The following is a 20,010-nucleotide window of genomic DNA, read 5'->3' as shown; positions in this document are numbered from 1 at the left end:
CTGATGTCGTGGAGGGCCGTCGTCAGCGGGCGTATCGTACGGACGCGTCCGACTCGTATATCGTCACGGTCTCGAGTAATTCCCGGAGCGCGGTGAATTCCTCACCGACTGATCGAACCGCCCGCTCGCGGTCCGTGCTCGCCCGAGTCGTGTTCACGACCGAAACGGGTTCGCTTCGCTCGCGTCGGCGCGGTACCGCTCGTACTCCGATTCGGCCCACTCGACGGCCGCCGGCGAGTCGTTCATGAGGACGCCGGCGGCGCCTCCCGCGTCGTACGCCGTGATACCGGCGTAGTCCGATTCGGGCGTCTCCATCAGCCAGAGCGCGTACGGAAGCTCCCCTCCGCTCTCGTACAGCGACAGCCCGTCCGCCTCCGAGAGCGACGCGGTGCCGACGTCCGGAATCGACGGCAGCGCCCCGAGCACCTCCGCGGACGCGACGATTTCCACCGTCAACTCGTCCCTCGAAAGCTGTTCGGCGACGGTGTTCGGATAAAACCCGAGCACGACGGGCGCGAGTCCCCGCATTCGCGTCGCACGTTTGAACAGGTCGGTGCTCGGGGCGAGCGCCTGGTCGGGGACGTGTTCGGAACTCATGCTGACCGACGCGCCGTCGAGGAGGGACGTATCGAGCGGCGCGTCGGCGGGCAGGCAGTTGACGAACTCGGTCGTCGCCGCGATCGCGTCCGTCGCGCTCCGGTACCCCTCGTACGTTCGGAGCGCGAGGCGACCGGTGGTCGTCAGCGCGTACTCGCTGTCCTCCCGCCGGACGCAGCCGACAGCCGCGAGTTCGTCGATGGCTCGGTCGACCGTGGAGCGGGAGCTATCGAGCGCGTCGACGAGCGCGGGTTTGCGGGCGGGAGCCGCCGCCAGTCGGGAGGCGACGGCCGAACGCCGTTCGAGGGTGCGTCGAAGCCGCTCGTCGTCGTCGCGTGTCATACCGCGAGTATCTCTCGGGTCGGTTTAGTCGTGTGCGTTTCCCGCCCCGCGCCGCGTCGCGGTTCGGGCGAGCCGTTTCGGTCCGTCATTCCGCACCGAGAAACGCGGCGTCGACCGTCGAAACCGGGCGCGGCGGGTCGGGGTCCGCGGGTGCCTCCCGAAGCGGTCGACGGTACCACTCCACGTCGTGCCACGCGCCGAGTTTGAACCCCGCCGCCGGGAACGTCCCGAGGTGGTCGAACCCGGTCGCCTCGTGGAACGCGACGCTCTCGGGGTTCGGCATCCCGAGGGCGGCGTAGGCGGCGACGTACCCCTGCGCCCGCAGCGTCTCGAACAGGCGCTCGTACAGCGCGCTCCCGATACCACCGCGCTGGGCGTCCGGGTCGACGTAGACGGACGTCTCGACGGCCCACTGGTAGGCGTCCCGCTCTCGGAGCGCATCGCCGTAGGCGTAGCCGACGACGCTCCCGTCCTCGCCCCCGCTCCCGTCTCCGCCCGTCTCGGCGACGTACCACGGGTAATCGTCGGCCTCGCGCTTGTGCTGTATCTCCTCGCGCATCTCCTCGACGTCCGGCACCTCGCTCGCGAACGTCACCGCCGTCCCCTCGACGAACGGGGCGTAGATGTCTCGAATCCGCGCCGCGTCGTCGGGGTCGACCGGCCGGAGGGTCAGTCCGTCCGCCGCTTCGCCGCTCGCGCGGTCCTCGTCGCTCATACCCACACGGCCGCGCGGGGGGCTGAAACCTCTCTCGGTGACGGCGGAATTGGCGGACGCCGAACGGCCGGCCGACGCGGAGCGACCGGCGGAGGGGTCCGAGAGGTTATGCCGCCGCCGTCCGAACCGCCGGTCGTGAGCGGATTCCGCGCGCCGACGACCGTCTACGGCGTCGACTTCAGCGGCGCCCGCCGCGCCGGCGAGTCGATATACCTCGCGCGCGGGACGGCAGAGGACGGCGCCCTCGACGTCGAGGCCTGCGTTCCCGCGCCGGACCTCCTCGAAGCCGACGCCGTCCGGGAGTCAGTCCTGCCGGCGCTCCGGTCGTTTCTCGCCGAGACGGGCGGGGGGACCGCCTTCGGACTCGACTTCTCGTTCGGCCTCCCGGCGTTCCTGCTCGACGCGGCCGGCGTCGACGACTGGGCGGCGTTCGTCCGGTGGTTCCCGGACGGGTTCGCCGACGCGAGCGAGTTCTCGGCGTGGGCGCGCGAACGCGCCGCCGAAAGGGAGGGAGACCGGACGTACTATCGAAGAGAGACCGACCGCGCGGTCGGAGCCACCTCGCCCTACCACTTCTTCGTGAAGGCGCAGACGTTCCACGGCGTCCGCGACGTGCTGAAACCGCTCGTCGAAGCCGGGTCGGCGCGCGTCCTCCCGATGCGGGACCCCGACCCCGACCTTCCGTGGGCGCTCGAAGCCTACCCCGCCGCGACGCTGGACCGCCTCGGCGGTCACCGCGAGCGGTACAAGACGAACGACGAGTCGGGGAGGCGGCGACGGGCGGAGAACGTGGACGCCCTCGCCGCCCTCGACGGCGTCTCGGTCGCCGACGACGTACGAAAGCGGGCCGTCGCGGACGCCGACGGTGACGCCCTCGACGCCGTCGTCGCCGCGGTGGCGACGTGGGAGCGCACCCGGAGCGCCGAGCGACTCCGGCCGTCGGGAACGGCGTGGCGGCGCGAGGGACACATCTTCGTCTGAGCGTGCGTTCTCTTCGCCTCGACCCCCCCGCACCGAAGTCCCGAGGTAGTCACCGTTTTACCCGTCGACCGTTTTCTCTCCCCTATGACCGACCCGGCCGACCTCTCCGTGACGCTCGTGGACGGCTACGTCGACGAACCGGCGCACTTCGGCGTGCCGCCGTACATCTCGACGTACCCGCGCTTCACGGCCGGGGCCCTCGTCGACGCCGGCGTCCCCGAGGAGAACGTCACCTACCACACCATCGACGAACTCCGCGACGACAGACAGAAGTGGGCCGACGTGGCCGACGCCGACCTGATGATATACATCGGCGGGATGACCGTCCCCGGCAAGTACGTCGGCGGCACCCCCGCCGAACCCGACGAGGTGCGCGAACTCGCGTGGACCGCCGACGGCACCTCCGTGATGGGCGGCCCAATCCGCTTCGGCGTCGGCGAGGAGAACGCCGGCGCCCAGGAGATGGAGCGGCGGAACCTCGACTACGACTTCCTCGCGATGGCCGACGTGGAGGCGGCGGCGTACGATCTCGTCTCGAACGAGTTGGAGGGCTTCGACAACCGCTACCGCGACAACGACGAACTCGACCGCTGGGCCGCGAAGGGGGCGTTCGTCGTCGAACAGCATCCGAACCACCCGGAGTACCTCATCTGCGAGATGGAGACCTCTCGGGGATGCGCCTACCGGTGCTCGTTCTGCACCGAACCGATGTACGGCAACCCGGCGTTCCGGACGCCGGAGTCCGTCGTCCGCGAGGTGGGCAATCTCTCCGACAGGGGGGCGAAACATTTCCGCCTCGGCCGGCAGGCCGACATCCTCGCGTTCGGCGGCGACGGCGAGGCGCCGAACCCCGACGCCCTCCGGCGACTGTACGAGGGCATCCGGGAGGTGGCGCCCGACTTGGAGACGCTTCACCTCGACAACATGAACCCCATCACGGTGGTGGAGTGGCCCGAGAAATCCCGCGAGTGTATCCGAATCATCGCCGAGCACAACACGCCGGGCGACACCGCCGCCTTCGGCCTCGAATCCGCCGACCCCGTGGTGCAGGAGCAGAACACGCTGAACGTCACCGCCGACGAGTGCTTCGAAGCGGTCAAAATCGTCAACGAGGAGGCCGGCTGGCGCCCCGGCGAATCCCCCGAAGACGCGCCGACGCACGGCGACGGCGCCGCCAATCGCCTGCCGAAACTCCTGCCCGGCATCAACCTCCTGCACGGCCTGAAGGGCGAACGCGAGGAAACGTTCGCGCACAACAAGCGCTTCCTCCACCGCGTCTACGACGCCGGTCTGATGGTCCGACGCATCAACATCCGGCAGGTGATGGCGTTCGAGGGCACGGAGATGGCCGAGGACGGCGCGAACATCGCCGCCGAACACAAGAAACTGTTCCAGCAGTACAAGAAGGAAGTTCGAGAGGAAATCGACCGGCCGATGCTGAAACGCGTCGCGCCCGCGGGAACGGTCCTCCCGAACGTCCACCTCGAATACCACCAGGACGGCCGGACGTTCGGCCGCCAACTCGGCACTTACCCGCTCCTCGTGGGCATCCCCGGTGAACTGGAACTCGGGAAGACCATCGACGTGGCCATCGTCGACCACGGCTACCGCTCCGTGACGGGCGTTCCCCATCCGCTGGACCCGAACGAGGCGAGCATGGACGAACTCACGTCCATCCCGGGCATCGGCAACCGCACCGCCGGCGACATCGTCGTCAATCGCCCGTACGCCTCCGCGGACGAGGTGAGCGTCGCGGACGTGGACCTCTCGAAGTTCACCGGTCCGTACCCGGTGGAACCGAAGGCGGAGTGAGAAGAGAGGCGTCTGCGGGGCAGTGCGGTGCGGAAAGAGAAGAGAATTAGGACCGCGCCGAGCGAGCGTCAGCGAGCGAGGCGCGGCAGCTTTTTGGTCCAGCTTTTTGCGACGAGCGGGTCGCGTAGCGACCCCGAGTCAGCAAAAAGGTGGGTTCAGAAGTCGTCCTCTATCACTTCGCCCACGGCGAAGTTGGACTTCACTTCGGTCACCTCTATTTTCACCCGGTCGCCGACTTCCGCGCCGGGGACGATGATGACGTAACCGCGTTCGACGCGGGCGATGCCGTCGCCCTGCTTGCCGATGTCTTCTATCTCGACGTAGCGCAGTTCGCCGACTTCGACGGGGGGTTGCGGTTCGGACGAGGGCGTCGTCGACGCGGTACTCGTGTCGGTCGACTCGTCGGACTCGACCGCCTCGCGGGAGATGAGAGCGACGCGATACGTCTCGCCGGGTTCGACCGTGCCGGACTCGACTTCGCGCTTCGGAACCTCGACCACGTACCGGTCGTCCTCCGCGCGCACGTCGGTGTTGAACAGACACAGGAGTTTATCTGAGATTTCCACCGTGATAGACCTCCACGCAAAACTCTCGCGGAACTGTTAAATGTGTACCGCCGGAGTCGGGTCGTTCGAACGGTCGGAAGCCCCCTTCAGTCGTCCACGACCGACCCGTCCGGCCGCTTCGCCCCCTCGGAGTCGTGGACGACCACCTCGCCCGGTCCCGTGTCGACGGGGCGGTACTCGTCCCTGACGCCGATAGCCTCCTCCAGTTCCCGGACCGCGCGCTCTTTCAGCGCCCCGGCCAGTTCCTCGGCGTCCCCGCGGGAGATGTCGCGGCCGAGGCCCTCGCACTCGTGGGCGCGGACCATCCCCTCCTCATCTACGGCTTCGCCCATCGGCTGACTCGTCCCGCCGAGGCCGACGCTGAACGGGTACGTCTCGCAGATGAGCGGTCGGTCGTCGTGGACGGTGCAGGCGCCCCGGGTCTCCCCGCCGGTCTCGGACTCCTCGTAGAAGACGCAGTCGCCGCAGGCGTCGGTCTGAAGCGCCCACTCGAACGTCTCGCCCTCCGGGCCGTCGTCGCCCTCGGAGAGGCCGTAGGGCATCGGTCGGGCGACGTCCCGCCACTCGCGTTCGTCGTCGGTCGCCGCCTGCAACTCCCGTACCTCGTCCGGGAACACGGTCGCGGTGTGCGGTTCCCGGTCGCCCTCCTCCCCGTGTCCCTTACAGCAGGCGCCGCACCGGGTGCACTCGAAGCCGATGGACTCGATGGCGTCCGCGAGGTCCGACACCGACAGGTCGCGGGCGCGTTCGAGTTCCTCCTCCAGACTGGGTCCGGCGTGGCTCACACCGTCGCTTCGGTGCGCGGTCGAAAAACGTTCCCGGTCCGGTCGAGGGCGAGCGTCCTCGCTCAGACGGGTTCGACGCGCCGGGACTCGGCGTCCCACCGGAGGCGCCCCTCGGCGTCGAGTTTCTCGACGTGGGCGATGACCGTCGCGCGTGCGAGGTCGCGGACGCCGGTGAGGTCCTTCCCGTAAGCGGCGTCGACGACCGCGTCGACGTCCGTCGCGCCGCGGCCGACGGCGTCGAGGACGCTCCGTTCGCGGTCGAGGCGGTGTCGGATCAGGCGCTCGCAGGTCGCTCGCGGGTCGTCGACGACGGGACCGTGCCCCGGGTAGAGGGCGGGCGGGTCGCGGGCGTGGAGGCGGCGGAGGGCGACGAGGTAGGCGCGGAGGCTCCCCTCCGGCGCGCCGACGACGACACTGCCTTCGGCGACGGCCAAGTCGCCGCAGCAGACGCCGAAGTCGCCCTCGAAGGCGACGTGGTCGGGGGCGTGGCCGGGCGTGTCGAGGACGGCGACGCCGTCGCCTCCGCCGACCGAGATCGTCTCGCCCTCGACGAACGTCCGGTCGGGTTCGACGCCCGTCGCGTCGGCGAAGCGGACCTCGCGGCCGCGCCGACACCAGACGGTCGCGTCCGTCTCCTCGGCGTACGCCCGTACCGCGCCGGTGTGGTCGGGGTGAGTGTGTGTCACCGTCACGTGCTCGACGCGTCGCTCGACGACGAGTTCGTCCAGTTCGTCCGTCCGGCCGGCCGGGTCGACCAGCAGCGCTCGGTCGGACCCGACGACGTAGGCGTTCGTCGACCCCGCGGGCGCGCGGGTGGTGACCGGAACCGGCGCGCGGGCGATGGAAGTCACGGCTCCGGGTTCGCGGGGGTCTGAGAAAACGGTACTGGTGAACGGCGGGAGGTGGCTTGGTCAGTCCGTCCTGCGGTCGCCGTTCACGGTCGTCGGTCGATTACGTGTTCAGGAAGTAGACCTGCTTTCGAGCGTCTTTGAAACTGTAGCGCGACCCGACGAGGTCCGACTCCTCCAGCCGGTTCAGCGCGTAGCGGACAGTCCGGTCCGGAAGCAGAGACTCCTCCGCGAGTTCGCCCTGTGAGAGCGGCGCGTCGCCCTCTAACACCTTGGCGACGAGCTTCGCGCTCGGGGGTAACTCTCGGAGTCGTTCGCGGAACTCGCCCTCCGAGAGGGGGTCCTCACGGTTCATCTCTGCGGTACTGGTGCTCATACTCCACGCGAACACGTCTGCCGTGGTAAAGCTTGGCTACAAGTGTGTCAAAACAATGCAGTCACATTATACACAAATAAGGTCATATTATTATTCGATGGCGAACCGTTTTCTCCCGCCGCGTCGACGGGCGGAACGTGATTCCCGAGTCTCACGTCGACATCTTCGAGAAGGAGTCGTTCGCCCACTTCGCGACGGTCATGCCCGACGGAACGCCGCAGGTGACGCCCGTCTGGGTCGGTCACGAGAACCGCGAGTACGTCCTCCTCAACAGCGCGTACGGCCGCCGGAAGGTAAAGAACGTCCAGCGAGACCCGAAGGTGGGCGTCTCGGTCCTGGACCCGGACGACCCCTACCGTTACGTCTCCGTCCGCGGCGAGGCGGAGTTGGTCGACGAGGGCGCCCGCGAACACATCGACGAACTCGCGCGGCGGTACATGGACGTCGACGAGTACCCCTACCACGACGAGGAGTCCGGGGGCCGAGTCATCATCCGCATCCCGGCCGAGAACGTCGTCACCAGCGGGTAACCGGGCGGACGCGGCCGAGGCGCGCCGCGGTCGGTCCGTCCCGTCGTCGGCGCGCCCGCCGGCGGTCGGTCGTCCGGCCGCATCCAGTACGGTTTTAGGCCGTCGGCGTGCAGTACGGTGTAGTGTGAAAGGAAAGGAGTGGTACCAGGCGGACGACGTCGCCCAAGAGTACGACTCGAAGCGATTCTCCCGCGGCGGGCGACTCATCGACCACCGAGAGAAGCAGGCCGTCCTCGACGCCGTCGGTCCCGTCGAGGGCAAGAACGTTCTGGAGATAGCCTGCGGTACCGGTCGGTTCACCGTCATGCTCGCCGAACGCGGTGCGAACATCGTCGGACTCGACATCTCGCGGGCGATGATGACGCAGGGACGCGAGAAGGCGCGGCGGGCCGGAGCGGACGTCGCGGAGCGAATCGAGTTCCTCCGGGGCGACGCGGCGCGTCTGCCGTTCCCCGACGACCACTTCGACGCCGTGTTCGCGATGCGATTCTTCCACCTCGCGGACACGCCCGCGAAGTTCCTCGCGGAGATGGCGCGCGTCTCGAAGGACGTGGTGTTCTTCGACACGTTCAATGACACCAGCGCGCGCCTCGTGTACAACTGGCTGTTGCCGATGGGGTCGCGACTCTACGGCGAGTCGGAGGTGGACGGCCTCCTCCGCGACGCCGGTCTCAGACTGACCGAGGCGACCCACGACTTCGTCGTCCCGTACGGCGTCTACCGGAAGATGCCGAACGGCGTCGCCAGCGAACTCCGCGGCCTCGACACCTCGTTCGGCGGGACGTCGCTCGGCGAACGTCTCGCGTCGGTGTCGTACTGGACGGCCTCGGTCCCCGACGCGGACTGATACCGTCTCTCGCCGCCGTTTTCCCCGGTTCACCACCCCGTTGCGGCGAACCGGCGGTCCGACCGGCGAGAGACGGTACGACGGGGCCGCCGCGCCGTTCTTCTCCCGTCGGCCGGAGCGACGGCATTTAAGTCTCTCCGTCCGTACGGACGCGTATGCATCTCTCGGTAGTGGTTCCGACGCTCAACGGTCGGGACCGCCTCGCGGCCGGCCTCGACGCCCTGGCCGAGGCCGCCCCGGACGCCGAAGTCGTCGTCGTCAACGGCCCTTCGGCCGACGGCACCACGGGGATGGTGCGCGACCGAGACGACGTGGACGTCCTCGTCGAGATATCCGACCGGACGCTGAACGTCGCCCGCAACGCCGGCATCCGCGCCGCCTCCGGCGACGCAATCGCGTTCCTGCGCTACGACTTCGCCGTCGAGGAGCGATGGCTGGACGGCGTCACCGACGGCCTCGAAGAGGCGGCGGCGGTGACCGGGCCCTCCCACCGGACGCTCCGCGCCGGGATGACCACCGAGACGCTCGAACGGCGGACCATCTGCGGCCGCGACGTGACCTACTTCAACGGCGGCAACGTCGCCTTCCGGCGGGACGCCCTGGAGGAACTCGACGGCTTCGACGAGTACCTCCTCACCGGCGGCGCGCGCGACGTCGCGCACCGACTCGCCGGGGCCGGGGAGGCGGTGACGTGGCGCCCGGAGATGAGCGTCCGGACGGAGTACGAGGCCGACGGCGGCGTGAAAGAACGCGACTGGGGCTGGAAGTACCGCGCGCTCGGCTACCGACTCGCGAAGAACTACGGCTTCCGTCCCACCGTCGCCCGGCGGACGCTCAGGCACGCCCGGACGGACGCGTTCTCCGCCGCTCGGGACGTCGTCCGCGGCGACGCGACGCCGACGGGGTGGTTCGGGACGGGGAGGGACGTCGTCGGCGGGATGGCCACGGGTATCTCCGACGGACTCGTCGCCCGCGCCCGCGACCGGTCGACGGCGCGGAACCCCCACGGTTGTTCGAAGCGGACCGACCGCGCCGTCGCGACGTACGACTGGCGCTGACCCCTCACTCCTCGCCGGGCCCGAGTTCGGGGATAACACGCGCGGCGTTCTTCGAGAACGCCCGGCGCATCGCGTCCTCCGAAACGTCGAGCGTCAGTAGTTCCATCACGCCGACGTTCGGGTGCGCCTCGGGGGCGCCGCTCCCGAACAACACTCGGTCGGGGTGCTCCAACAGCGCGCGCTCCATCACGCCGCGGAAGCGGACGAAACTCGTGTCGAGGTGGAGGCCGTCGAACTCCTCCAACAGGTCGATGCTCCGGTTCATCAGGTCCCGTTCCAGCGGATAGCCGCCGAACCCGGCGAGTATCACGGGGAACTCCCGTCTGAGGAGCGTCTCGGCGGCGTCGTCGGGGGTGAACTCCCGGCCGCCGTGGACGAGGACGGGCAGGCCCACGTCGTCCAGTCGGTCCAGCGTCTCCTCGTCGGGCAGGCCGTCGACGGCGGGCGCGAGCGTGAACCCGTGGAACCGGTCGTCGTAGGCGTACTGCTCGATGTCGTCCGGGTCGGCGTGGCTGTCGTCCCGGGAGGCGGTGAGGTTCCGCAGGCGCGCGCTGGCGCGTCCGCTCGGGTCCCGCGGGCCGTTCACGCGCGCGAACGCGACGAACGGCCGGTCGACGCTCATCCGCGCGACGGCGTTGTTCGCGCGGAGGTACCCCTCCCCCTCGGCGCGCCGCCCCGGCGAGACGACGGCGCGGACGACGCCGGCTTGGTGGAGTTCCCGCTCCAACCGTTCGGGACTCGTCTCCCGTCCCCGCGTGGCCACCGACTCCTCGCCGTCGGGGTCCAACCGCGCGTGGACGTCCACCACCCGGAACCCGTGGTTCAGTTCGAGCACGGTTCGACCGTTCTCGGGCGAGGTAAAATAGCTTCTCAGAACTGTTCAGCTACGAGACTGGTCGTCCGCCGAACCCTCGCGGTTACCAAAGCTTTTTGTATCTTGGATACACTCGCTGCGTTCGGATTGCGACCGAGTAGCACCCTCATTCGGCTCCTGTCGTGCGATTTTTCGACACTCCGGCTACGAAAGGTATTTATAGAACCGCTGTCGTCTACAGGGGTGAGGTTTCACACTCATGTCGTCACGAATGCAGCAGCCCCTGTACATCCTCTCCGGCGGTAGCTCCCGAACGCGCGGTCAGGCCGCCCAAGATTCGAACATCCGAGCGGGTAAGGCCGTCGCGAGCGCCGTACGGACGACGCTCGGCCCCCGCGGGATGGACAAGATGCTGGTCGACTCCACAGGTAACGTCGTCATCACGAACGACGGCGCGACCATCCTCGAAGAGATGGACATCGAACACCCCGCCGCGCAGATGATCGTCGAAGTGGCCGAGACACAGGAGAAGGAGGTCGGCGACGGCACCACCACCGCGGCCGTTCTGACGGGCGAACTCCTCGCGCACGCCGAGGACCTCCTCGAAGCGGACCTCCACCCGACCGTCATCGTCGAGGGCTACACCGAGGCGGCCCGCCTCGCGCAGGAGGCCATCGACGCGCAGGTGCTCGACGTCGACCTCGACGACGACCTCCTCGAGACGGTCGCCGAGTCCAGCATGACCGGGAAGGGCACCGGCGACGTGACCGCCGACGTCCTCGCACAGCACGTCGTCCGCGCGGTCCGCATGGTCCACGCCGAGAACGGTCGGTTCGACCGCGACGACGTGCGCGTACTGACCCGCACGGGCGCGTCCTCCTCGGCGACGGAACTCGTCGAGGGCGTCGTCATCGACAAAGACCCCGTCAACGACAACATGCCCAAGTCCGTCGAGGACGCCACCGTCGCGGTCCTCGACGCGAAACTCGACGTCCGCAAGGGCGAGGTCGACACCGAGTACACCATCACCTCCGTCGAGCAGTTGGACGCGGCGCTCAAGGCCGAGGACGACGAACTCCGCGGCTACGCGAAGGCGTTCGCCGACGCCGGCGTCGACGTGGTGTTCTGCACGAAGTCCATCTCGGACCGCGTCGCCGGTCACCTCGCCGCCGCGGGCGTCCTCGCGTTCAAGAGCGTGAAGAAGTCCGACGCGCGCGCCATCGCCCGCGCCACGGGCGCCAAGCGCCTCGGCTCCGCGACCGACCTCGACGAATCCGACTTCGGTCGCGCCGACTCCGTCTCGCTGAAGAAGTACGGCGACGACGAACTCGTGTTCGTCGAGGGCGGCGACGCCTCGAAGGCGGTCACGCTGTTCCTCCGCGGCGGCACCGAACACGTCGTCGACGAACTCGAACGCGCCATCAACGACGCCATCGACGTGACCGTCGCGGCCCTCGACAAGGGCGGCGTCGTCCCCGGCGCGGGCGCGACCGAAATCGCCATCGCCGACCACGTCCGCGCCGAGGCCGCGGGTATCGAGGGCCGCAAGCAACTCGCCGTCGAGGCGTTCGCCGACGCCGTCGAGGCGCTTCCGCGCACCCTCGCGGAGAACACCGGCATGGACCCCATCGACGCCCTGGTCGACCTGCGCGCGCGCTACGAGAACGAGGGCATCGCGGGCGTCATCTCCAGCGGTCGCAGCGGCGAGATAGGCGACCCCGTCGAGCACGGCATCCTCGACCCCGCCGCGGTCAAGCGCGAGGCGGTCGAGTCCGCCACCGAGGCCGCGACGATGATCGTCCGCATCGACGACGTCATCGCCGCCGAGTGAGACCGTAGCGTCGCAGACTGTCGTTTTCTTTCGTTCGTCGTCCTGTTCGGAGCGACCGCCGCGCCCTCAGACCCGCGGGAGTCGCCACTCGCGCCGGAGCGCCAGCATCCGCACGGCGAAGACGACGCCGGCGCAGGCGCCGGCGGGAATCCCGGTCGGCGCGCCGGCGAGACGCGCGAGGAGGAAGACGCCGCCGCCGAGGAGGGCGGGCGTCGCGTAGAAGTCCTCGCGCAGGACGACGGGCACGCGGCCGAGGAGCACGTCCGCCAGCGACCCGCCGCCGACGGCCGTCACCGCCGCGAGGACGACCACCCCGTACGGCGCCAGTCCGGCGTCCGTGCCGACGAGGGCCCCCGTCGCGGCGAAGGCCGCGAGGCCGACGGCGTCGCTCACGAGGAACGCGCGACTGTCGAGAACGCGGGCGTGTTCGGAGGCGCGCCGCGAGATGGCGACGGCGAGGGCCACGCCGACGAGGGCGACGGTCATGTCTCCCGTCGTCGTCAGCGATGCGGGGGGTCGGTTGACGAGGACGTCGCGGACGGTGCCGCCGCCGAGGGCGGTGAGGACGCCGAGGACGGCCACGCCGAACAGGTCGAGGCCGGCGTCGGACGCCTTCAGCGACCCCGCGACGGCGAACGCGAGAAGGCCGACGACGTTCATGACGGCGAACGGGTCGGGGGTGACGGTGGAGACGAACGGAGGGACGGACACGCCGGCTACGACGGCGAGGGGTAGTCCTCGCGCCCGCCGTTCGAGTCGGTGTCGCTGACGCGTTGGAGGCGTTCGATGCCGCCCACCTCGTCGATGATTCGCTCGACGGGGTCGGGGACGAGGTCGCGCCAGTTCTCGTCGTGTCTCATCCGGTCGCGGAGTTCCGTGCCCTCCAGCACGTCGCGGTTGAACATCGGCGACTGGTGGACCTCCACGCCGGCCTCGGAGAACAGTTGGATGACGAGGGGGTTGTTCGAGTACGCCACGTCGAAGGCGGGCGACATGCTCTGGACGTGGCTCACCCAGACGGAGTTTCTGTCCAGGTCCTCGATGGGGACGGCGTAGGTGGTGATGTCGAAGTCCGCGACGGACTTCGTCACCATCATGACGCGTTCGCCGGCCGTGAACGGGTTTCGCGGCGAGTGGGAATCGCCGGCGGAACCGATACCGAGGACGAGTTCGTCCACCTCTTTGGCTATCTCTTCGACCATCCGGTGGTGGCCGTTGTGAAAGGGCTGGAAGCGACCGATGTAGAACCCCCGCATGCTTTCGATTTCTCCGGCTGCCTTTATAAACCCGGCGAGTCCGACGAATCCGCGATTTCACGATGCAGGAGGGCTGAATCAGCCGAATGGCGTCAGGGTGGTGGAAACGCACACGGGGAGAAAGTATATCAGTCGTGCAGCCTTTCTTTGAAGTAGCGAAACAGTTCTATGAGTAACGACATGGATACCGACGAAAACTCCTCGGAAGAGGGGGTCGACATCCCCGAAGAGTCCCCCGACTCCTCCACCGGTGCGGACGAGGAGGTCTTCCCGGAGTCGGTCCCCGACGACGGGACCGACGACGTCGACGAGCGGACTATCGACGACCTCGGGAGCGACGTCGAAGTCGAAGCCGACGTCGCCGACGACGTGGACGAAGACGACCTCCTCGGTGGGCTCCGGATCGATTCGACGAGCGAGATAGAGGTGCCGGACCGCCTCGTCGACCAAGTTATCGGTCAGGAGCACGCCCGCGACGTGGTCATGAAGGCCGCCAAACAGCGCCGCCACGTCATGATGATCGGGTCGCCCGGGACGGGCAAATCGATGCTCGCCAAGGCGATGTCCGAACTGCTGCCGAAAGAGGAACTGCAGGACGTTCTCGTCTACCACAACCCCGACGACGGCAACAACCCCAAGGTCCGAACGGTCCCCGCGGGGAAAGGCGAACAGATAGTCGAGGCCCACAAAGAAGAGGCGCGCAAGCGCAACCAGATGCGCTCGTTCCTCATGTGGATCATCATCGCAATCGTCCTCGGCTACTCGCTCATCATCGCCGGGCAGATACTGCTCGGAATCCTCGCGGCCGGCGTCATCTACCTCGCCTTCCGCTACGGCTCCCGCGGAAGCGACGCGATGATTCCGAACCTCATCGTCAACAACGCCGACGGCGCGGCCGCGCCGTTCCAGGACGCCACGGGCGCGCACGCCGGTGCGCTCCTCGGCGACGTCCGGCACGACCCGTTCCAGTCCGGCGGGATGGAGACGCCGAGCCACGACCGCGTGGAACCCGGCGCCATCCACAAGGCGAACAAGGGCGTGCTGTTCATCGACGAGATAAACACGCTCGACATCCGCTCCCAGCAGCACCTGATGACGGCCATCCAGGAGGGCGAGTTCTCCATCACGGGCCAGTCCGAGCGCTCCTCGGGCGCGATGGTCCAGACGGAACCCGTCCCGACGGACTTCATCATGATCGCAGCCGGGAACCTCGACGCGATGGAGAACATGCACCCCGCCCTGCGCTCGCGCATCAAGGGGTACGGGTACGAGGTGTACATGGACGACACCATCGAGGACACCCCCGAGATGCGGCGCAAGTACGCGCGCTTCGTCGCACAGGAGGTCAAGAAGGACGGCCGCCTGCCCGAATACAGCTCCGAGGCCATCGAGGAGGTCATCCTCGAAGCCCGCCGCCGCGCGGGCCGGAAGGGCCACCTCACGCTCGAACTGCGCAACCTCGGCGGTCTGGTCCGCGTCTCGGGCGACATCGCCCGCGCGGAGGACGCCGACGTGGTCACCCGCGCGCACGTGCTGCAGGCGAAGGGCCGCAGCCGCTCCATCGAACAGCAGCTCGCGGACGACTACATCGAGCGCCGCAAGGACTACGAACTGCAGGTGGCCGACGGCTACCAGGTCGGCCGCGTCAACGGTCTCGCCGTCATGGGCGAGGACTCCGGCATCATGATGCCCGTGATGGCCGAGGTCACGCCCTCGCAGGGGCCGGGCGAGGTCATCGCCACCGGGAAACTTCAGGAGATAGCGATGGAGGCCGTCCAGAACGTATCGGCCATCATCAAGAAGTTCTCCGACGAGGACATCTCCCAGAAGGACATCCACATCCAGTTCGTGCAGTCCTACGAGGGCGTGGAGGGCGACTCCGCGTCCGTGACGGTCGCCACGGCGGTCATCTCCGCGCTGGAGAACGTCGGCGTCGACCAGTCGCTCGCCATGACCGGCAGCCTGTCCGTCCGCGGGGACGTGCTCCCCGTCGGCGGCGTCACGCACAAGATAGAGGCCGCCGCGAAATCGGGCTGCTCGAAGGTCATCATCCCGCAGGCGAACATGCAGGACGTGATGATCGAAGAGGAGTACGAGGAGATGGTCGAGATCATCCCCGTCAGCCACATCAGCGAAGTGCTCGACGTGGCGCTCGAGGGCGAACCCGAGAAGGACTCGCTCGTCGACCGCCTCAAGAGCATCACCGGCTCCGCGTTCAACCCGGAGCAGGTGTCCGGGCCGTCGAGCCCGAGCCCGCAGTAACGCCGGATGCCCGACTGGGCGACGTTCGCCGCGTTCGCGAGCGTCGTCACGGCGGGCCTCCTGGTCCTCTCTTTCGCCTCCCGAGGCGCTATTTCACCCGACGACGAGCGGCCGCACCGAGCGGTCGAGGACGAGAACGGGAGCAGGGACGGCGACGTCCGAGCGGCGCCGGACGACCCCGAGGGGTCGTCGGACCGAGCGCGGAAGCCGTCCGGGGGCGCCCCGGACCACCGGGAAGTCGTCCTCCCGAAATCCGGCGTCCGCTACCGGTTGGACCCGCCGCACGAGGACGAAGACGAGAACGGGGTCGAAGCCGGAGGTATTCCGGAGCTATCGACCGCCGAACTGCTCGCCAACGTCGCGTTCTCGCAGGGGTTGTTCGCCGTCTTCCTCCTCGCGGGCGCGTGGTACGCGCGGATTCCCCCGTCGGCGTTCGGCGCGGGGGCGGACTCGCTGTCCGCCGCGTCCCTCGCCGTCGGCACCGCTCTCGGCGTCGTCCTGTACGTCGTCAACCAAGTCGGGGCCGCGCTGGGCGCCGCGCGCGGACTCGGCAACGCCGAGGAACTCCGGGAGGCGCTGGCGCCCGAGACGCCCGCCGGGTGGGCCGTCCTCCTCTTCGCCGTCCTCCCGGTCATCGCCGGGTTCGAGGAACTGCTCTTCCGCGGCGCCCTCGTGGGCGTCTTCGCCGCCGGCTTCGGCGTCTCGCCGTGGCTCCTCGCTCTCGTCTCCTCGGTCGCGTTCGCCCTCGGGCACAACGCGCAGGGGCGCCTCGGCGTCCTCGTCACCGGGACGCTCGGGTTCGTCCTCGCGGCGGCGTACGTCCTCACGGGTAGCCTGTTCGCCGTCGTGCTGGCGCACTACCTCGTGAACGCCCTGGAGTTCGTCGTCCACGAGGGGCTCGAACTCGACTGGGCGGCGCGGCTGACGTAGGGAGGAGACGAAACTACCCGGATTCGAGCGCCCGCAGGCGCCGGGCCACCTCGTCGGGCGTCGCGCCCGCGGCGTCCTCGACGCGGTGGTCCGGGACGAACAGCGGCACCGGATTCTCTCGTAGCGCGGTTCGCGCCGTCGACGCGTCCTCCTCGTCGTCGGGGTCCAGTCCCGCCATGCGGACGACGCGTCGGAGTTCGACCGTCTCCCCGTACGGGACGTTCCCGACGGCGTCGAGGACGCGCCGGTGCTCCGTCGGCACGGTCAGCGCCACGGGCGCGTCGTCGAAGTGGTCGGGTTCTCCCTCCAGGTAGTCGAACACCCTGTCGAGCAGCGAGTGCTCCGCGTCGGCGTCCGGCGGCACCTCGGCGGGAAAGGAGACGCTGATGACGCTTCCGCTCGCGACGCCTATCTGCACCGCTCGCCCGAGCACTTCGGAGTGGCGGGCGAACACACCGGCGTTCATGCGAACGGCTTCGCCCGGTTCGCCCTTGAACCTTGACGACGACGCGCAAGTCTTATGTGCAGATGAGTACGTTAGTGTACACTGATGAACGCTAGTGAGGATTCACTCGCCCCCGAGGTCCGCTCCATCCTCAACGCCGCGCGGGAGCGACCCGGCGGCGACGAACGGGTCTCCGTCTCCGCGCGGTCGTTCCCCGACGCCGTCGCCGAGACGGAGGCGGCGGGTCGGGTGCCGGTCGTCGCGGAGGTCAAACCCACCAGCCCGACGACCGACGGCGAACGGACCGACGACCCGGTCGAACTCGCCGAGGAGATGGTCGCCGGCGGCGCGACGGCGCTGTCCGTACTGACCGAACCCGACCACTTCGGCGGGTCGACGGAGAACCTTCGACGAATCCGCGAGGCGGTGGACGTGCCCGTCCTGCGCAAGGACTTCGTCGTGAAGGAGTCGCAGTTAGACGCCGTGGAGGCCGATCTGGTGCTTCTCATCGCGCGGTTCGTGGGTGAAGACCTCCCGGACCTCGTGACGGCGGCGCGAGAGCGCGGGTTCCAACCGCTCGTGGAGGTCCACGACCGGGCGGAACTCGAATCGGCTTTGGAAGCCGGTGCGGAGATTATCGGCGTGAACAACCGCGACCTGGGGAAGTTGGAGGTCGACCTCGAAACGTTCGAGTCGGTCGCGCCCCACGCTCCGGACGACGTGACGCTCCTCGCCGAGAGCGGCGTGAAGACGGTCGGGGACGCCCGGCGGATGCGCGCGGCGGGCGCGGACGCCCTCCTCATCGGCACGGCCATCATGGACGGCGACGTGCGGGCGAACACGGAGCGGTTCGCGGGAGCGACAGACGCTGCCGAGGATGCGAAGACGGACGCGGATACGGATACGGAGACGACAGAATGAGCGAGACCACCTTCGACGGCAAGTTCGGCGACTACGGCGGACAGTACGTTCCCGAGGCCCTCATGCCGGCCATCGAGGAACTGAACGACGCGTACGAGCGGTACGTGTTGGGCAACGAGGACGGCTTCATGGACGAGTTCCGGCGCCGCCTCCGCGACTTCGGCGGGCGGCCGACGCCCACCCAGCACGCGGAGCGACTCTCCGAGCGCTACGGCCGCGAGGTGTACCTCAAGCGCGAGGACCTCCTCCACGGCGGCGCGCACAAACTCAACAACGCCCTCGGGCAGGTGCTCCTCGCGAAGTACATGGGCAAAGAGCGCATCGTCGCCGAGACGGGCGCGGGCCAGCACGGCACCGCGACGGCGATGGCGGCCGCCCACCTCGACATGCCCTGCGAGGTGTACATGGGCGAACGCGACATCAACCGCCAGCGACCCAACGTCTTCCGGATGCGGCTGAACGGTTCCGAGGTGAACCCAGTCACCGTCGGCCGCGGCACCCTCAAAGAAGCCATCTCCGAGACGATGCGCGACTGGGCGACGAACGTCGAGGACACCCACTACGTCATCGGGTCGGTCGTCGGCCCGCACCCGTTCCCGGCGATGGTCCGCGACTTTCAATCAGTTATCTCCGAGGAGGCGCGCGCGCAGATGCGCGAGAAGACGGACGGCCTGCCCGATTCGGTGCTCGCCTGCGCCGGCGGCGGGTCGAACACGATGGGCGCGTTCGCGGAGTTCGTCGACGACGACGGCGTGGGTCTCTACGCCGTCGAGGCCGGCGGGTCCTCCCTCGACGTGGACGAGGAGGCGGGCGTCGCTCCCAACTCCGCGTCGCTGTCGACGGGGTCCGAGGGCGTCCTCCACGGCGCGCGGACGAAACTCCTCCAAGACAGGGACGGTCAGATAATGGAGAGCCACAGCGTCTCCTCCGGATTGGACTACGCCGGCGTCGGTCCGGAACTCGCACACCTCGTCGACGAGGGGCGCGTCACGGCCGTGAACGTCGACGACGACGCCGCCCTCACCGCCTTCCACCGCCTCTCGCAGTTGGAGGGGGTCATCCCGGCGCTGGAGACGGCGCACGCGTTCGCCTACTTAGAGGAGAACCACGACGAACTCGGCGAGACGGTGCTGGTGAACGTCTCCGGCCGAGGAGACAAGGACCTCGAATCCGTCATCGAGGAGACGTCGAAGCGCGACATCGACATCGCGCCCGACATGGACGCGTTCGCGGGGGGGTTCTGAGATGGGCAACCCCGCACTCGACGCCGCCTTCGAGGGCGGCGCGGCGTTCGTGCCGTACCTCGCGGCGGGCGACCCCGACTTCGACTCTTCTCTCGAATACGTCGAAGCCCTCGAACGCGGCGGCGCCGACGTCATCGAACTCGGTCTCCCCTTCTCGGAACCCGTCGCGGAGGGCCCGACGATTCAGGAGGCTGTCGTCCGGTCGCTGGAGGGGGGGATGACCCCCGACCGGTTCTTCGAGTTCGTCGAGGCCCTCGACGTGGAGGTTCCGCTGGTCTGTATGACCTACTACAACCTCATCTATCGCTACGGAGACGAAGAAGGACCGCGGCCGTTCGTCGAGAAGGCCGCGGAGGTGGGCTTGTCGGGGTTCGTCGTCCCCGACCTTCCCGCCGAGGAGGCCGACCCGTTGCGCGAGGCCTGCGACGAGTTCGGCCTCGACCTCGTGTTCATCGTCGCGCCGACGACGGAGGGCGACCGACTCGACCGCATCATGGAACGCGTCTCCGGCTACGTCTACGTGCAGGCGCGCCTCGGCGTCACCGGCGCGCAGGACGACGTCTCCGGGCAGACCGAATCGAGCCTCGATAGACTCGCCGAATACGACGTCCCGAAGGCCGTCGGGTTCGGAATCAAGACGGGCGACCACGCCGAGCGAATCGTCGCCGCGGGCGCCGACGGCATCATCGTCGGGAGCGCCCTCGTCGACATCGTGGCTGAGGGCCACGAAGACGACGAGGACGCCGAGACGGTGGCGGCCCGACTGGAGGAGAAGGCGCGGGAACTGAAAGAGGGGGCCGAGCGCGGATTGGCGCAACGTGCGCCCGAAGCGGAACGCACATAACGCCCT

The 20,010-nt window shown here is 68.7% G+C and carries 21 protein-coding genes; 11 read left to right on the top strand and 10 right to left on the bottom strand.

What is annotated here, in order from left to right; genetic code table 11:
* Nucleotides 1-153: 153 nt before the first annotated feature.
* Nucleotides 154-939, bottom strand: coding sequence for a helix-turn-helix transcriptional regulator (locus tag NDI79_RS05060; RefSeq protein ID WP_310927350.1), 786 nt, complete (start codon nucleotides 937-939; stop codon nucleotides 154-156).
* An 85-nt stretch (nucleotides 940-1,024) separates the two neighbouring features.
* Nucleotides 1,025-1,654: a GNAT family N-acetyltransferase gene (locus tag NDI79_RS05055; protein ID WP_310927349.1), complete on the bottom strand. Its 630-nt coding sequence runs from the start codon at nucleotides 1,652-1,654 to the stop codon at nucleotides 1,025-1,027.
* A 135-nt stretch (nucleotides 1,655-1,789) separates the two neighbouring features.
* On the opposite strand from NDI79_RS05055, the gene NDI79_RS05050 reads away from it, so the two are divergent.
* Both NDI79_RS05050 and NDI79_RS05045 read left to right on the top strand, forming a co-directional pair.
* On the top strand, nucleotides 1,790-2,635 hold the full coding sequence (locus NDI79_RS05050) for a DUF429 domain-containing protein (RefSeq protein ID WP_310927348.1): 846 nt from the start codon (nucleotides 1,790-1,792) through the stop codon (nucleotides 2,633-2,635).
* Between the two features lie 84 nt (nucleotides 2,636-2,719).
* Nucleotides 2,720-4,447 (top strand): radical SAM protein, encoded by a 1,728-nt coding sequence (locus NDI79_RS05045; protein ID WP_310927347.1) that lies wholly within the window; start codon nucleotides 2,720-2,722, stop codon nucleotides 4,445-4,447.
* A 155-nt stretch (nucleotides 4,448-4,602) separates the two neighbouring features.
* Here the strand turns inward: NDI79_RS05045 and NDI79_RS05040 are convergent, their stop codons facing one another.
* The 4 genes from NDI79_RS05040 to NDI79_RS05025 all read right to left on the bottom strand — a co-directional run bounded on the left by NDI79_RS05040 (nucleotide 4,603) and on the right by NDI79_RS05025 (nucleotide 7,022).
* Nucleotides 4,603-5,013, bottom strand: coding sequence for a TRAM domain-containing protein (locus NDI79_RS05040; RefSeq protein WP_310927346.1), 411 nt, complete (start codon nucleotides 5,011-5,013; stop codon nucleotides 4,603-4,605).
* An 86-nt stretch (nucleotides 5,014-5,099) separates the two neighbouring features.
* The gene (locus tag NDI79_RS05035) at nucleotides 5,100-5,798 is read right to left on the bottom strand and encodes a YkgJ family cysteine cluster protein (protein WP_310927345.1); all 699 of its coding nucleotides are present in this window, start codon (nucleotides 5,796-5,798) and stop codon (nucleotides 5,100-5,102) included.
* A gap of 62 nt (nucleotides 5,799-5,860) precedes the next feature.
* The gene (locus NDI79_RS05030) at nucleotides 5,861-6,649 is read right to left on the bottom strand and encodes an MBL fold metallo-hydrolase (protein ID WP_310927344.1); all 789 of its coding nucleotides are present in this window, start codon (nucleotides 6,647-6,649) and stop codon (nucleotides 5,861-5,863) included.
* 100 nt (nucleotides 6,650-6,749) lie between these two features.
* The gene (locus NDI79_RS05025; protein ID WP_008389180.1) at nucleotides 6,750-7,022 is read right to left on the bottom strand and encodes a MarR family transcriptional regulator; all 273 of its coding nucleotides are present in this window, start codon (nucleotides 7,020-7,022) and stop codon (nucleotides 6,750-6,752) included.
* 137 nt (nucleotides 7,023-7,159) lie between these two features.
* Here NDI79_RS05025 and NDI79_RS05020 point away from each other — a divergent pair, with 137 nt between their 5' ends.
* The 3 genes from NDI79_RS05020 (at nucleotide 7,160) to NDI79_RS05010 (ending at nucleotide 9,457) form a co-directional block, all read left to right on the top strand.
* Nucleotides 7,160-7,552 (top strand): PPOX class F420-dependent oxidoreductase, encoded by a 393-nt coding sequence (locus NDI79_RS05020; protein WP_310927342.1) that lies wholly within the window; start codon nucleotides 7,160-7,162, stop codon nucleotides 7,550-7,552.
* A 124-nt stretch (nucleotides 7,553-7,676) separates the two neighbouring features.
* The gene (locus tag NDI79_RS05015) at nucleotides 7,677-8,399 is read left to right on the top strand and encodes a class I SAM-dependent methyltransferase (protein WP_310927341.1); all 723 of its coding nucleotides are present in this window, start codon (nucleotides 7,677-7,679) and stop codon (nucleotides 8,397-8,399) included.
* 155 nt (nucleotides 8,400-8,554) lie between these two features.
* Complete coding sequence (locus NDI79_RS05010) at nucleotides 8,555-9,457, top strand: glycosyltransferase family 2 protein (RefSeq protein ID WP_310927340.1); 903 nt, start codon at nucleotides 8,555-8,557, stop codon at nucleotides 9,455-9,457.
* Nucleotides 9,458-9,461: 4 nt separating this feature from the next.
* On the opposite strand, the gene NDI79_RS05005 is transcribed toward NDI79_RS05010, so the two are convergent.
* Nucleotides 9,462-10,292: an amidohydrolase family protein gene (locus NDI79_RS05005; protein WP_310927339.1), complete on the bottom strand. Its 831-nt coding sequence runs from the start codon at nucleotides 10,290-10,292 to the stop codon at nucleotides 9,462-9,464.
* 250 nt (nucleotides 10,293-10,542) lie between these two features.
* Here NDI79_RS05005 and thsA point away from each other — a divergent pair, with 250 nt between their 5' ends.
* A complete protein-coding gene (gene thsA / locus NDI79_RS05000) occupies nucleotides 10,543-12,102 on the top strand; it encodes a thermosome subunit alpha (protein ID WP_310927635.1) in 1,560 nt (519 codons plus the stop codon).
* A gap of 66 nt (nucleotides 12,103-12,168) precedes the next feature.
* On the opposite strand, the gene NDI79_RS04995 is transcribed toward thsA, so the two are convergent.
* Both NDI79_RS04995 and NDI79_RS04990 read right to left on the bottom strand, forming a co-directional pair.
* On the bottom strand, nucleotides 12,169-12,762 hold the full coding sequence (locus NDI79_RS04995) for a trimeric intracellular cation channel family protein (RefSeq protein WP_310927634.1): 594 nt from the start codon (nucleotides 12,760-12,762) through the stop codon (nucleotides 12,169-12,171).
* A 56-nt stretch (nucleotides 12,763-12,818) separates the two neighbouring features.
* Nucleotides 12,819-13,358: a nicotinamide-nucleotide adenylyltransferase gene (locus NDI79_RS04990; RefSeq protein ID WP_310927338.1), complete on the bottom strand. Its 540-nt coding sequence runs from the start codon at nucleotides 13,356-13,358 to the stop codon at nucleotides 12,819-12,821.
* A gap of 168 nt (nucleotides 13,359-13,526) precedes the next feature.
* Between NDI79_RS04990 and lonB the strand changes: the two genes are divergently transcribed.
* Entirely contained in the window at nucleotides 13,527-15,620 is a 2,094-nt protein-coding gene (lonB, locus tag NDI79_RS04985) for an ATP-dependent protease LonB (RefSeq protein WP_310927337.1), read from the top strand.
* Nucleotides 15,621-15,626: 6 nt separating this feature from the next.
* Nucleotides 15,627-16,550 carry a CPBP family intramembrane glutamic endopeptidase gene (locus NDI79_RS04980; RefSeq protein ID WP_310927336.1) on the top strand — a complete coding sequence of 308 codons (924 nt, stop codon included), beginning with the start codon at nucleotides 15,627-15,629 and terminating at the stop codon, nucleotides 16,548-16,550.
* A gap of 13 nt (nucleotides 16,551-16,563) precedes the next feature.
* Here NDI79_RS04980 and NDI79_RS04975 read toward each other — a convergent pair whose 3' ends face one another.
* A complete protein-coding gene (locus NDI79_RS04975; RefSeq protein ID WP_310927335.1) occupies nucleotides 16,564-17,016 on the bottom strand; it encodes an MGMT family protein in 453 nt (150 codons plus the stop codon).
* An 84-nt stretch (nucleotides 17,017-17,100) separates the two neighbouring features.
* Here NDI79_RS04975 and trpC point away from each other — a divergent pair, with 84 nt between their 5' ends.
* Genes trpC through trpA form a run of 3 tightly spaced genes read left to right on the top strand, consistent with a single transcriptional unit; the run spans nucleotide 17,101 to nucleotide 20,004 of the window.
* Entirely contained in the window at nucleotides 17,101-17,916 is an 816-nt protein-coding gene (gene trpC / locus NDI79_RS04970; RefSeq protein ID WP_310927334.1) for an indole-3-glycerol phosphate synthase, read from the top strand.
* A complete protein-coding gene (gene trpB, locus NDI79_RS04965) occupies nucleotides 17,913-19,160 on the top strand; it encodes a tryptophan synthase subunit beta (RefSeq protein WP_310927333.1) in 1,248 nt (415 codons plus the stop codon). Before trpC ends, trpB begins: the two co-directional genes overlap by 4 nt.
* Nucleotide 19,161: 1 nt before the next feature.
* Complete coding sequence (gene trpA, locus NDI79_RS04960; protein WP_310927332.1) at nucleotides 19,162-20,004, top strand: tryptophan synthase subunit alpha; 843 nt, start codon at nucleotides 19,162-19,164, stop codon at nucleotides 20,002-20,004.
* Nucleotides 20,005-20,010: the final 6 nt, after the last annotated feature.

It is taken from the genome of Halogeometricum sp. S3BR5-2 (genome assembly GCF_031624635.1).
GTDB classification, from domain to species: domain Archaea; phylum Halobacteriota; class Halobacteria; order Halobacteriales; family Haloferacaceae; genus Halogeometricum; species Halogeometricum luteum.
This window is presented reverse-complemented; position numbering and strand designations above follow the sequence as displayed.

What these genes read in the sequence shown, in the direction of transcription:
- NDI79_RS05060 (WP_310927350.1), bottom strand. Translation starts at nt 939, where the DNA reads ATGACACGCGACGACGACGAGCGGCTTCGACGCACCCTCGAACGGCGT.
- NDI79_RS05055 (WP_310927349.1), bottom strand. Translation starts at nt 1,654, where the DNA reads ATGAGCGACGAGGACCGCGCGAGCGGCGAAGCGGCGGACGGACTGACC.
- NDI79_RS05045 (WP_310927347.1), top strand. Translation starts at nt 2,720, where the DNA reads ATGACCGACCCGGCCGACCTCTCCGTGACGCTCGTGGACGGCTACGTC.
- NDI79_RS05025 (WP_008389180.1), bottom strand. Translation starts at nt 7,022, where the DNA reads ATGAGCACCAGTACCGCAGAGATGAACCGTGAGGACCCCCTCTCGGAG.
- NDI79_RS05010 (WP_310927340.1), top strand. Translation starts at nt 8,555, where the DNA reads ATGCATCTCTCGGTAGTGGTTCCGACGCTCAACGGTCGGGACCGCCTC.
- thsA (WP_310927635.1), top strand. Translation starts at nt 10,543, where the DNA reads ATGCAGCAGCCCCTGTACATCCTCTCCGGCGGTAGCTCCCGAACGCGC.
- NDI79_RS04995 (WP_310927634.1), bottom strand. Translation starts at nt 12,762, where the DNA reads ATGAACGTCGTCGGCCTTCTCGCGTTCGCCGTCGCGGGGTCGCTGAAG.
- NDI79_RS04990 (WP_310927338.1), bottom strand. Translation starts at nt 13,358, where the DNA reads ATGCGGGGGTTCTACATCGGTCGCTTCCAGCCCTTTCACAACGGCCAC.
- lonB (WP_310927337.1), top strand. Translation starts at nt 13,527, where the DNA reads ATGAGTAACGACATGGATACCGACGAAAACTCCTCGGAAGAGGGGGTC.
- NDI79_RS04980 (WP_310927336.1), top strand. Translation starts at nt 15,627, where the DNA reads ATGCCCGACTGGGCGACGTTCGCCGCGTTCGCGAGCGTCGTCACGGCG.
- NDI79_RS04975 (WP_310927335.1), bottom strand. Translation starts at nt 17,016, where the DNA reads ATGAACGCCGGTGTGTTCGCCCGCCACTCCGAAGTGCTCGGGCGAGCG.
- trpC (WP_310927334.1), top strand. Translation starts at nt 17,101, where the DNA reads ATGAACGCTAGTGAGGATTCACTCGCCCCCGAGGTCCGCTCCATCCTC.
- trpB (WP_310927333.1), top strand. Translation starts at nt 17,913, where the DNA reads ATGAGCGAGACCACCTTCGACGGCAAGTTCGGCGACTACGGCGGACAG.
- trpA (WP_310927332.1), top strand. Translation starts at nt 19,162, where the DNA reads ATGGGCAACCCCGCACTCGACGCCGCCTTCGAGGGCGGCGCGGCGTTC.